The sequence below is a fragment of the Pseudoalteromonas luteoviolacea H33-S genome (assembly GCF_001625695.1).
In the GTDB taxonomy this organism is placed as follows: Bacteria; Pseudomonadota; Gammaproteobacteria; order Enterobacterales; family Alteromonadaceae; genus Pseudoalteromonas; species Pseudoalteromonas luteoviolacea_B.
Window position 1 is genome coordinate 24,511 of record NZ_AUXY01000067.1, and the last position, 11,480, is coordinate 35,990.

The following is an 11,480-nucleotide window of genomic DNA, read 5'->3' on the forward strand; positions in this document are numbered from 1 at the left end:
TAGTTATTTTTAAGTATTGAGCATGCAGCAGACGTTGTTGCATTGGCTCGATGCTGGTTGGAGTTTTTATTATGGCAACCGAGTTTGCTTCAAAAGCTGCGCAAGTGCAATCATCCGAATACCCTAAAAACATTGGATTTGCACTTTGTGCGCTCACCAGTTTATTTTTCATGTGGGGGTTTATTACCTGCCTGAATGATATTTTAATTCCCTACCTAAAAGGGGCATTTCAACTTAGCTACACGCAAGCGATGCTTGTGCAATTTTGTTTTTTTGGCGCGTACGTCATTGTTTCGATCCCCGCAGGAAATCTAGTCAGTAAAATTGGCTTTCAAAAAGGAATTGTACTTGGCTTATTCATAGCCGCTTTGGGCTGTGTGATGTTTGTACCAGCAGCCGTTGTTGGATTATACGAAGTATTTTTACTTGCGTTGTTTGTACTGGCCTCAGGGATCACCGTATTACAAGTGTCTGCGAACCCTTATGTAAGCGCACTGGGTAAACCAGAAACCGCACCTTCAAGGTTAACGTTGACACAGGCTTTCAATTCACTGGGTACCACTATTGCACCATTTTTTGGTGCATATTTGCTGTTTTCTACAGGGCAAGATTCGGTATCGAGTGGTGCTGAAGCGGTACAAGCACCATACTTATTGCTTGCAGGTGTATTGGGGGTATTGGCGATTGTCTTTGCTGCACTTAAGTTACCAAAATTGGTCGAATCACAAGATGAGCTCCCTAAAAGCACCAGACCACTGACTGATCATCCACACTTGATTTTAGGCGCTGTTGGCATCTTTTTATATGTGGGTGCAGAAGTGTCGATTGGCAGTTTTCTAGTAAGCTTTTTACATCAACCCAGCATTGCAGGCTTGAATGAAGCAGAAGCTGCCAAGCTCATTGCATACTATTGGGGCGGAGCAATGATCGGGCGATTTATTGGGGCTGCGGTGATGCAAAAAATTGCAGGTGGAAAGGTACTGGCGTTTAATGCTGTTGTTTCAATGTGCCTGATTGTATTTGCAGTTAATCAAACCGGCGCACTTGCGATGTGGGCGATGCTCGCGGTTGGTTTATTCAATTCTATTATGTTTCCGACGATTTTCAGTTTAGCAATTTCGGGCTTAGGCCAAGACGCAAGTCGTGGCTCAGGCTTATTGTGCTTGGCGATTGTCGGTGGTGCGATAATCCCTATTTTACAAGGATTGCTTGCCGACAATATCGGGCTACAGGGCTCATTCTTTTTGCCCGCTGCTTGTTATATCTTCATTGCTTATTTTGGACTTTGGGGGTGCCATATAAAATCGACAAAGGAGACTGCACAATGAACAACTTAAAACGAACCTCTTTATTTTGTGTATGTATGGTGAGTTTGCTCAGTGCGTGCGAGCAGTCAAAACGATTAGAGACAACAGCTGATAAAGACCAAGATCCAACTATTTGGCCAAATATTGTGTCTGAAATCGAAAAATCTGAAGAGGTTGAATCTCAAGTTAAAGCGCTTTTGGCTGAGATGACCATTGAGCAGAAAGTCGCGCAAATGATCCAACCAGAAATACGCGATATCACGGTTGAAGATATGCGCAAATATGGCTTCGGATCTTATTTAAATGGTGGTGGAGCTTTTCCAAATGGCGACAAACATGCGTCAGTGCCGGATTGGGTGGCATTGGCTGAATCTATGTATCAAGCATCTATTGATGCGTCTATGGATGGATCGACGATCCCGACGATGTGGGGCACCGATGCGGTTCACGGTCATAACAATGTGATTGGCGCGACTTTATTCCCTCATAATATTGGTCTGGGTGCTGCAAACGACCCTGCATTGATAGAAAAAATCGCTCAAGTTACCGCAAAAGAAGTGCTGGCTACGGGTATTGATTGGATCTTTGCTCCCACGGTTGCCACTGTAAGAGACGACCGGTGGGGAAGAACGTACGAAGGGTATTCAGAAGACCCAGAAATAGTCGGGGACTACGCCTATGCCATTGTTAAAGGGCTTCAAGGTGACGGGAACTCAAATACCGTATTCAAAGAGCAGCATGTGATCAGCACAGTCAAACATTTTGTTGGCGACGGTGGGACTCTCAAGGGAGATGATCAAGGGAACAACGTTGCTAACGAAGAGACACTATTTAAAGTTCATGCACAAGGCTACGTAGGCGGCTTAAAAGCAGGTTCTCAGTCTGTAATGGCATCCTTTAATAGCTGGCATGGCGACAAGATACATGGCAATAAATACTTGCTGACAACAGTGCTGAAAGACCAAATGGGCTTTGATGGCTTTGTTGTTGGAGATTGGAATGGCCATGGTCAGATCCAAGGATGCACCAATGATAATTGTCCGCAAGCAATCAATGCGGGATTAGACATGTTTATGGCACCAACGCAAAGTTGGAAGGCATTGTTTTACAATACGGTCAGTCAAGTGGAAGACGGCACTATACCACTTAGTCGTGTGAATGATGCGGTGAGTCGTATTTTAAGAGTAAAAATACGTGCGGGTCTGTTCAATAAGCCAGGTCCTGCGCAGCGGCTTTATGCTGGTGACAGCAAAATAATGGGTAGTGACCAACATCGAGCCCTTGCCAGAGAAGCCGTCAGAAAATCACTTGTGCTGCTCAAGAACAAAGCGGGGATCTTACCTTTATCTCCTAAACAAAACATTTTAATTGCTGGAGATGGCGCAGATAACATAGGTAAACAGTCAGGTGGGTGGACCATTACTTGGCAAGGAACCAATAACGCCAATGCTGACTTTCCTGGTGGTACCTCGATTTATGAAGGTATCAAACAACAAGTCTTGAAAGCGGGTGGTGATATTACATTAAGCCCTGATGGTTCGTACGATAAAGGTAATAAGCCCGACGTCGCAATTGTTGTATTTGGAGAGGAGCCTTACGCAGAGGGACAAGGGGATAGACCGCATTTGGCGTATCAATACGGCACTAACAAGGACTTGACGTTATTAAAGTCATTAAAAGCGCAAGGTATCCCAGTAGTATCACTTTTCATCAGTGGTCGTCCGATGTGGATGAATGCTGAGCTAAACGCCAGCGATGCTTTTGTGGCACTTTGGCTACCGGGCTCTGAAGGCGGTGGTGTGGCTGATGTGCTACTAAAAGATAAAAATGACAGTATTCAATATGACTTTAAAGGTAAGCTGTCGTTTTCGTGGCCGAATTCACCGACGCAACACGTTAATCGTTTTGACGGACAAACCCCCTTATTTGAATATGGCTTTGGATTGGATTACGAAACAAAGGATACTTTGCAAGACAGCTTGAGCGAGTATTTTGATATTAGTGCCAGCGTCAATGAAGTCGAGTTGTTATACGATGGTCAGCCTAAAAAGCCATGGGCGCTATATCTCACTGAAAGTAATGATAGAAAGCCTATCCGTTCTAATAGTGAGCAGCTCAATGGCGTAGACTACAGAACGATTGACCGTTTTGTACAGGAAGACAGCCTGCAATTATCTTTTAGTGATGAAAAAATTGCTGGTATTCAATTGTTGAGCAAACATGGTTTCCCTGAAGATCTCAGCGCGTATGTTAACTCGAGTGCGTACTTAACATTTGATATCTCTTTAAAATCAGGCTCGATTTCAAAAGCCTACATAGGAATGAATTGTCAGGAGGAGAACAATTGCAGCTCACAAGTGAAAATACCAGATGAGAAATTGAGCGCGCTCACAAGTGATTGGCAGCAGCTAGCCGTGCCTTTGACTTGCTTTGCAAGCCTTGGCGCTGAGTTATCTCAAACAATGTCGCCATTTAAACTCTCGCTTGCTGGAAACGCAGAAGTAGGGTTGAGTAAAATAGCGCTTAGGGCATCAACATCAGAAGCTTCAATCGTTGAATGTAACTAGAGTAAGCTTGACTAAGGCCCGCAAATAGCGGGCTTTTTATTTTTAAGACCGGTCATAATTTGTACTTAATGAGTGTGTGTTTTTTATTGTTCGTCATTAAGCCTTAAGTCATGGCTTTGTCTTCACAATGCTGATGTTTTTTCGATAAGAATTTATCAGTGGATTATAAACAGGTATTTAGCTTTCAACATTTTTTTCATCTAGTTTTGCTCGTATTAAGCGTTTGGGGGACGTTACAAACGATACTGGTCAGCTTAATGATAGAGCGGTTCTATAGGTGCTCATATGACTGTGATTTTTATCTGCCGCAACAAATCGTGTTTGCGATGGCAATGGTATGCTTCCTGTCTCTCATATCTTCATTCATTTGCGCGTTTATTTCAGCATTTAAGACTCAGCAGCCCATTGCATATAAAGTACTGTTTTTAAGTTTTTTAGCATTGCTTTGCCAAGTGTATTACATCGCAAGTTTATAGTATTGAATGCGTCGCTAAATTCGCTCGTCACACAATGATCGTTTTCGATTATGTGACAAAGTGGTTTGAACAGTCATTTTGAACCGAGACTTTAGTGGATCAGTTCCGTTTTTACATTGTAATTTCACATAGTTAGTCAATACTCAAATATCAAGGTAACTAGGCAAAGCCTAAGGAAAATTTGATGTTGAATAATTTCTCTGTACAAAGCCGTTTATTGTCGTTGTCTGGATTACCTGCAATCCTTTTTGTGATTGCGACAGTGTTTACGCTCACGACGATTTCTCACCTCGTTACGAACATGGATAAGATGTACTCTGGTCGAGTTTTACCACTTAAAGAGATCAAAGTGGTGTCAGATAATTATGCGGTGGTTATTGTTGATACATTGCATAAGTTAAGAGGCAAGCAATTAACGCCATCACAAGCGCTTGATAATATTGAAGAGGCCAAATCAATAGCCATAGCCGAGTGGGAAATTTACTTAGGAGGTAAGTTGACCAGTCAAGAGCAATCGATAGTTCAGCAAATTAAGCAATCTGAGCGGGAAGTTAATCAGCTTATTCAAGAGTATCAGCGCTTAATAGCACAAGATAAGTTTAACTCTGTGCCTTACAACCAGTTTGTTAAAGATCTCTACGAGACGTTTGACCCACTGAGCGAAGGCTACAATGAACTGATGGTGCTGCAGCTAGATGAAGCCAGCAAACTGATTGAAGTGAGTCATGAAGAGGCGGATGATGCAAGGGTGGGTATGATAGTCGCGTCTGTACTCGTCATTGTTGTCATGTTGAGTGTCAGTTGGTTGATCTACGGCTCTATCCATAAGCCATTAAAAGGGTTGCGACGCACCATTAAAACCATTGCACAAAATGCGGATTTAACGCAGCGGGTAAAAGTGGTTGGCGAAGACGAGCTTAGCGAAATTGGCAATGACTTTAATATGATGGTCGATTGTTTGCACAACCTAGTTCAAAGCCTTATTGAAATGATAGATGAATTGACCTCGACATCTACCAATTTGACATCCATCAGCTCATCGATGGCAAATACGTCTCAGGATCAAGAGCAGCAAACCGCTATGATTGCGACAGCTGTGACGCAAATGAGTGCTGCTATTCAAGAAGTGGCTAACAATGCGCAGTTAACAGCACAAAAAGCTGAAACATCGGGAACGCTTGCTCAGCAGGGTACGAGTACGATCACTCAAAATATCCAATCGATTGAGCAGTTAGCCGGCTTGGTTGCAGACAATACCGAACAAATTCAAGCTTTAAATACGCAAAGTAACGAAATTAACCAAGTTGTATTGATGATCCAAGGTGTTGCCGAACAAACCAATTTATTGGCATTAAATGCTGCGATTGAAGCTGCTCGGGCAGGCGAGTCGGGCAGAGGCTTTGCGGTTGTTGCGGATGAAGTTAGGCAGCTTGCACATAATACACAAAAAGCAACTGAGTCAATTAAAGAGATGATCACAAAGTTACAGTCAATGGCGCAAAATGCAGTTACTGCAATGGAAAATGCGCAAACGAGTGCAACTTCGAGTGTTGAAAAAGCGAACGAGTCGGCAAAGTATATGAATGAAATCAATAGCGCAGTGAACGAGATCATCGATATGAATGTGCAAGTATCAACTGCGACTGAAGAGCAAACCTCTGTGATTGCTGAGATAAGTACCAACATTAATGAGTTTAACAACAGCATCATTGAAATTGCTAAAAACGCGCAGCTCAATGCTGAGGTGAGTAGTGCATTGGGTGATTACACCAGCAACTTAAAAGAAAAGGTCGATTCTTTTAAAGCTTAATGCATCGAGTGTTTGTTTTAGTGAACTTGAATCTGGAGCCACCGCTTCTGAGGATAGTTTATGGTTTCCGGAGCAAGTCCGGAATGACGTAGAGAGAATAAGTGATGGGTTAATAGATGGGGTCATGATGTTGATTCATGGCCTGTTATGCACATGCCCCCGAATCCGTCATCCTGAACTTGATTCAGGATCCATGCTTATTCCATTGCGACTAGTTTGGTGCGTTTAAAGGGGGGGATTACCTTTGGTTAAAATGGCTCATTTCACCTTGTGCGAAAAGAATGTCAGCGCTTCGCACTTTGCCATTAACCTTTCGCACGATATTCACCTTGCACAAGTTGAACGTACTCGCTTTGCTCGCAGTCGTTAGATTTTGCACGTTAATTCTGAACCTGATTCAGGAACCATTTCTTTGTGACTAATCTATGGTTTCCGGAGCAAGTCCGGAATGACGTAGAGAGGATGTGCTTTGGATTAATAAAGGTGTTATGATGTTGATTTATCAGCAGTTATGCAGCTACCCCCGAATCCGTCATCCTGAACTCGTTTCAGGATCCATGCTTAACCCATTGCAACTAGTTTGGTGCGTTTAAAGAGTGTGTTGATTATCTTTGATTAAAATGGCTATCTTCACCTTACACGAAAAGAATGCCAGCGCTTCGCGCTGTGTCATTAGCCTTTCGCACATTAATCCTGAAATTAAATAATATCGTTTACTTAAAAACGATATGAGACATTTAGCCTCCTCAGGGGGTGCAACAATTGGCAACTTAGATTGGCGCTTACCATGAAATGAATATAGGAAGAAATCCACTTAAGGTATGTATCAACGATTCTGAGTGAATATTGCTTAGTCAACATAAACTCGACGATGCGATTTAAAAATGTTGAACGAATTCTCATTAAGTTAGCTCTAAAAAACTGCTGTGTTTATATACAGTGTTGATGCGTTTCTCCCATAGTCAAGAAAACAACCCATTGGGTCGTTTGTATCCTTTCCATAATGTCTATAATCATTGAAAAATATTGCTGTAGCAACAAGTAAGTTATTGTGATAAAACTGGTGCAAAGAGAAAAACGACCTATTCGGTCGATATTAAATTGTTATACGTAAAGGAAAGTTTCGTTGGGCAACGAAGATTGGTATCGAAATATAGAATGGAATGATGAAATAGAAGAAGCGTTTTATCTCAAGCTTAAGCGTGCTCGTAGAAAAGAGCAATATTTAAGAATCCAAGCATCTATTTTATCTACAAAGTATCCAGATGTATCGATCGCTCTTTTAGACAAATATTTTGAGTTAAAAGACGATTTTGATCATGCCCAAGCTTATTGTGATATGGCATCCGCATTTATATCCAAAAATATGGTAGAGGATGCGTTAAATTCTTACGAAAAAGCGTTAAATAGAGAGCATGAATTTCCTAATTTAAAAACGGAAGCATATATCCTACTTCCGCTAACAATTGTCAAAAATAAACTCGAGCACTTTTATTCAAAAGCTGAAACGGTCTTAAATGCCAACCAAAGCAGACTAATGTTTCCAATAGATTTTTTTCGTTGGCACGCAGCTTTAGCTATTATAAACTCAAATAATGGTAATGATGAGTCAGCATCTAAGCATGCCCAAATAGCCCTTGATTTGGCTCAAATAAAAAAGTCTGGATTTACTTTTCATCAAAACTTAGGTTTAGTCGGTAAAGAGTTTAAGGGCATAGTTAAAGAGTTGCGTAAAATTTACGCATAACAAAGCGCTAAACTAGGACAAAATTAAATAAGCTCGTCGCTTCGCTCAATTTTAGCTTATTCAATTTTGTCTATTAGCTTAGCAAGCATTATGTTTTAGGAAGCTTCATTGAAAATTTTATTAATATTAGCTTTGATTTGCAGTTTTAATTCAGTTGCTAACTCATTTGTTGCAAAAGGAAAAATTGAGGAGCTTACTTTAGTTGAGGGGCGTGAGGTCATGGTTCAAATTTCCCATCAACCTCACCAAGATGACTGTCAAGGTAATCGCTTCTATCTAGGTAGTGTAAGTGAGAACGAGTTTCACAATAATCTAATGCTATTGAATACAGCTTTGGCAAACAAATATACAATTACTTTGCATCAAACAACAGGTGCGGATTGCTCAAAGAAGAAAGTGTATTTTAATATATTAAGGGTGCAAACGTATTAAAACATAACAAGCTGTTTAAAATAGACGCCTTACTGCTTGGCTGACGCTCATTCTTCGCTAATTTTAGCCAAGCATAATCCGCCTATTAACAGGGTGCTATGTTTTTTGGAAACTGAGTATGAGACTTCTGATTTCTCTGATGTTCATAGAAGTAGTGCTAATGGCAAAAACTTTTGCATTACCTTTATGTCAGGAATATTTTAAACAAGTACCTCACGTAGAAAAGGTTGACGTTGGCACTAACGATAATGAATTACTATCAGTTTATGGCTTTAGCCTTGATGAATCTCAATTAATAACTATTAAAAAACTAAAAGAAAGCTTGAGTAATTCCCTAAATATAAAGTCACAATTTGGTGGTGTTAATGAGATTTCTATTGTTTGTACCAGCGAAAACGCTGTTGGTTTTACCATTAAAGGAAAACTAGGTGAATTATCAGCTTTCTATTTATTTAAAAAAGGAAGCTATTATGCAGGTCCTCTTTTATATACTGAAGGTGATGTCTTAACTATTAAATCAGACAGCTTCTGAACGGTAAGAAAACATAACAAATAAGGATAGGTGTCGCGAAGCCGGCACCTTATCTGGGTGTTGAACGAAAACCAAAATAGGACAGGCACAAATTTTTTGCGCAAATCGCGCTTTTTTACTACTGTTTAAATATCCAGTTATTGATTGAGTTGAATAGGAATGACAAGAGCAAGGAAAGCACTGATAGATTTGTCGTCGACGTCTTATTATCACTTAATAGCACGGTGTGTACGCCGTGCTTTTTTGTGTGGGGAGGATAAATATACAGGTAAAAACTTTGACCACAGACGAACATGGTTAGTCGAGAGAGTAAAGCTGCTGAGCAGTGTATTTGCGATTGAAATAGCGGCTTATGCCATTATGAGTAATCACTATCATTTAGTGGTTAAAGTGAATAGACAGCAAGCACTTAGTTGGTCAAATAACGAGGTAATATCTTGATGGTATAAGCTGTATAAGGGTAGTCCAATCATTGATAGAGACCTTCACGGCAATATTCTCAGTGAAGCAGAGCAATTGCTTGTTTCGGAACTGATTGAAAAGTGGCGATCTCGGTTATACGACATCAGCTGGTTTATGAAAAACCTCAATGAATACATAGCAAAAGAAGCAAACAAAGAAGATAACTGTACCGGTAAATACTGGGAAGGGCGGTACAAGTCTCAAGCTTTGCTAGATGAAACGGCATTGCTCAGTTGTATGGCTTATGTAGATTTAAACCCAATCCGAGCCAACATGACAAATAATTTAGAGGATAGTGATTTCACCTCGATTCAAGAGCGCATAAGTCACTTTAAAAACTCTAAAGCAAGTGCACAAAAACCTAATCAAAATAATGAAAATGCACATCAAATCAAACAGCCAAAAACATTAAAATCGTTTGGTACAAGAGTGTATGAAAACACATTACCTTTCTCTTTATTGGATTACCTCGAGCTAGTTGATTGGACGGGGCGTCATGTTCATCCGAAAAAGAAAGGGTACATACCAAAGAGTGTGCCCGATATTCTAGTATCACTGAAAATTGAAGAAGCAACTTGGTTAGTTAGAGTGCAAAATTATGGTAATCACTATGGTAACTTTGTAGGCTCGAAAACGGTATTAAGAGCGCATGCCGCTAAAAATGATGTAAGTTGGTATAAGGGAGTAGGTTAGTAAAAAGTTGTTTTATCCTTGCTTATAAATCTAGTTTTTTCTTGTTTAGTAAAATGAAAATATTCCTACTTAAAGTTAATATCTAATGTAAGGTGCTTCTCGATATTTCTATTGTGAATAGCCTATTGTTTTGGAATGATATCTAGAAATTTGCTTCGCTTTTAGAAATGTGTCTGTCCATTTTTGTTTTCCTTTTTGTTTAATATTAAATTGTGATACATCTATGGAGTTACTTTGTTAAGAACGGCAATATTAGTTTTATTTTTGGGAATAGTTGGTTGTAGTTCATATAAGCCGATTGATGGTTACCCTCAGAGTGGGGCTAATGGATTCTCTGAAACAAAGCTAGGCAAAGAATCATTTCTTGTACGAGTTGATGGTAATACTAATGAATCGTATGAGATATTGAGATATAAACTGTTACGCAGATCCGTTGAGCTATGCCCAGGTTCTTTTACCTTGACCAAATATACTATGAAGCGAGGATTTGTAATCCATGCGAAAAGAGTTCACTGGCCTTACGTAACAGCCAATTTGACGTGTACATCGCTTCCAATAGATAAATCTGTATTATTTGAAAACGAAGTATGAATCAAAGGGAGAATCAAAGGGAGAATCAAATGGGACAGGCACAAATTCACTGGGCAAAAAGATATTTATATAATTTCTCTATCTTGTAAAAGTGTCTAATCAACTTGCTCTTTTTCAAATATCACTGTTATACGGCAAGTGACATACTTTAACTGTTTTCAACTTGGTGACATCTGCTTAACTTATTGTTATGGTTGAGGGTATTAAAGTGCGTATCTGAAAAGCTGTTGTTATGCGACATTTGTCGTAGATAAAAATGTTAAGTTACTTTAAAAGTGGTGATTAAATTGAAATATATAGTAGTCGCGTTTTTGTTGTCTATATCGATAGATGTTATTGCTCAACCAATTGCAGATATTGAACTTTCAAAACGCTTAGTTGGCTCATGGACAATTTCAAAAACTGATATGTATTATGGGCAAGAAGGTCATGTTAGCACCTATAGAAATGATGGAGTTATAGAGCATATTCAATACACTTCTGGTAAATGTAATTCAATAGACTCCATTACTTTGGGCAGTTGGTATATTAAAGACGGGCAACTTACGCTCAAGGTAACAGAAAGTAGCGGCCAAAATCCTCTTCCAGTGGGTATAATAGTCACAGACAAGATAGTCACTATCGAGAATAATTATTTTGTTTTTATTTCGAATGAAGGGCGAAAAGTACGCAGAACACGTAGCAGTAAGTGTTTATAATCAGTAACCTAACAAACCAAGTCAACGGGACAACTTTAAACTGGCTCCCGTCGCTTCGCTCCGATTTTAGCCAGTTTAAAAGTTGCCCCTGCTTGGGGCGTTGGTATGACTCCCTCTGTCAAGTTATACACACTGATCCTTGCTTAACTTTAAGCCATAATTTCC

At 39.9% G+C, this 11,480-nt stretch carries 7 protein-coding genes and 1 pseudogene; all 8 read left to right on the forward strand.

Annotated elements, in window-relative coordinates; genetic code table 11:
• Window positions 1–71 precede the first annotated feature (71 nt).
• The 8 genes and pseudogenes from N477_RS09690 to N477_RS09730 all read left to right on the forward strand — a co-directional run bounded on the left by N477_RS09690 (window position 72) and on the right by N477_RS09730 (window position 11,315).
• Window positions 72–1,328: a sugar MFS transporter gene (locus tag N477_RS09690; protein WP_063363527.1), complete on the forward strand. Its 1,257-nt coding sequence runs from the start codon at window positions 72–74 to the stop codon at window positions 1,326–1,328.
• On the forward strand, window positions 1,325–3,874 hold the full coding sequence (locus tag N477_RS09695; protein WP_063363528.1) for a glycoside hydrolase family 3 protein: 2,550 nt from the start codon (window positions 1,325–1,327) through the stop codon (window positions 3,872–3,874). The genes N477_RS09690 and N477_RS09695 overlap by 4 nt, the downstream gene beginning before the upstream one ends.
• A gap of 660 nt (window positions 3,875–4,534) precedes the next feature.
• Window positions 4,535–6,160, forward strand: a complete 1,626-nt coding sequence (locus N477_RS09700; protein WP_081216580.1) for a methyl-accepting chemotaxis protein — start codon at window positions 4,535–4,537, stop codon at window positions 6,158–6,160.
• Between the two features lie 1,126 nt (window positions 6,161–7,286).
• Window positions 7,287–7,907, forward strand: coding sequence for a hypothetical protein (locus N477_RS09705; protein WP_063363529.1), 621 nt, complete (start codon window positions 7,287–7,289; stop codon window positions 7,905–7,907).
• A 108-nt stretch (window positions 7,908–8,015) separates the two neighbouring features.
• Window positions 8,016–8,339 (forward strand): hypothetical protein, encoded by a 324-nt coding sequence (locus N477_RS09710; protein WP_063363530.1) that lies wholly within the window; start codon window positions 8,016–8,018, stop codon window positions 8,337–8,339.
• 160 nt (window positions 8,340–8,499) lie between these two features.
• Window positions 8,500–8,871: a hypothetical protein gene (locus N477_RS09715; RefSeq protein WP_155731857.1), complete on the forward strand. Its 372-nt coding sequence runs from the start codon at window positions 8,500–8,502 to the stop codon at window positions 8,869–8,871.
• A gap of 159 nt (window positions 8,872–9,030) precedes the next feature.
• Window positions 9,031–10,026 (forward strand): annotated as a pseudogene (locus N477_RS09720) (transposase).
• An 878-nt stretch (window positions 10,027–10,904) separates the two neighbouring features.
• Window positions 10,905–11,315 carry a hypothetical protein gene (locus tag N477_RS09730; RefSeq protein WP_063363533.1) on the forward strand — a complete coding sequence of 137 codons (411 nt, stop codon included), beginning with the start codon at window positions 10,905–10,907 and terminating at the stop codon, window positions 11,313–11,315.
• The last annotated feature ends 165 nt before the right edge of the window (window positions 11,316–11,480 follow it).

Excerpts from the sequence above, each read along its gene's own strand:
- N477_RS09715 (WP_155731857.1), top strand. The coding sequence starts at position 8,500 with ATGGCAAAAACTTTTGCATTACCTTTATGTCAGGAATATTTTAAACAA.
- N477_RS09695 (WP_063363528.1), top strand. The coding sequence starts at position 1,325 with ATGAACAACTTAAAACGAACCTCTTTATTTTGTGTATGTATGGTGAGT.
- N477_RS09690 (WP_063363527.1), top strand. The coding sequence starts at position 72 with ATGGCAACCGAGTTTGCTTCAAAAGCTGCGCAAGTGCAATCATCCGAA.
- N477_RS09700 (WP_081216580.1), top strand. The coding sequence starts at position 4,535 with ATGTTGAATAATTTCTCTGTACAAAGCCGTTTATTGTCGTTGTCTGGA.